The sequence below is a fragment of the Rhabdonatronobacter sediminivivens genome (assembly GCF_013415485.1).
In the GTDB taxonomy this organism is placed as follows: domain Bacteria; phylum Pseudomonadota; class Alphaproteobacteria; order Rhodobacterales; family Rhodobacteraceae; genus Rhabdonatronobacter; species Rhabdonatronobacter sediminivivens.
Genome location: NZ_JACBXS010000135.1, coordinates 1 through 791, shown reverse-complemented (window position 1 = coordinate 791; position 791 = coordinate 1). Strand labels below are relative to the sequence as shown.

The following is a 791-nucleotide window of genomic DNA, read 5'->3' as shown; positions in this document are numbered from 1 at the left end:
CGCCCACATCCGTCGCCTCACCCGCCTCATCGCAAGAACCTGAAATCATTCAGACCATTATGAATCGGACTCTCAGGTTGCGCGCTGCCGCGCAGGGGCATGTTCTGGCCGATCCGGTTCAGCAGCAGGGCCAGCGCCGCGGTGGCAGCAACGAACCCTGCCAGTGCCATGCCGACGGCGGCCCAGGACCCTGCCAACGGGTCCATGAACGGATAGGGATACCATCCGGTCAGCGCCCCGCGCAGCAGCGCGGCAATGGCAAAGAGTGTTGGCCAGGCAAGCCATAACAGCGGCCGCCCCGCCCTGGGCGAATTGCGCGTGGTCTCCATCAGCCAGAACCACAGGGTCAGCGCAGGCATGACGGTGTGGAACATCTGGTCCGTCACCCGGCTCAACCCGGTGAAATTGTAGAGATGCGCCAGCATCAGGTGATAGACCACGCCCACAAGGATCATCGCGGTGGTCAGCATCGACATCCAGTCATAGGGCAGCCGTCGCCCCGTCACGGCGATCCACAGAAAGCTGCCTGCTACCAGAAGGTTGGTCAGGATGGTTAAATACCCCGACAGCGCCCAGACAACGGGCGCCACACCCAGCCCGCTGCGACCGACATTGAGCGCGACCTGCGTTGCCAGCGCCATGGCGCCTGCCAGTCCGATGACACCGGCAACGATGCGGAACCTGCTGTCCATGAGTATCCTTTCCTGGCCATGACGGTTGTGTCTCGAAAGTGGTGGAAATTCTCCGAAGACGTCCTCCGAGCGGATTGATTTGCGCGTGATCAAGCGGCG

1 protein-coding gene is annotated in these 791 nt (G+C 62.5%); it reads right to left on the bottom strand.

Annotated elements, in window-relative coordinates:
- Positions 1-26 precede the first annotated feature (26 nt).
- A complete protein-coding gene (locus HUK65_RS18505; RefSeq protein WP_179907764.1) occupies positions 27-692 on the bottom strand; it encodes a Pr6Pr family membrane protein in 666 nt (221 codons plus the stop codon).
- Positions 693-791 lie beyond the last annotated feature (99 nt).

Excerpts from the sequence above, each read along its gene's own strand:
- HUK65_RS18505 (WP_179907764.1), bottom strand. The coding sequence starts at position 692 with ATGGACAGCAGGTTCCGCATCGTTGCCGGTGTCATCGGACTGGCAGGC.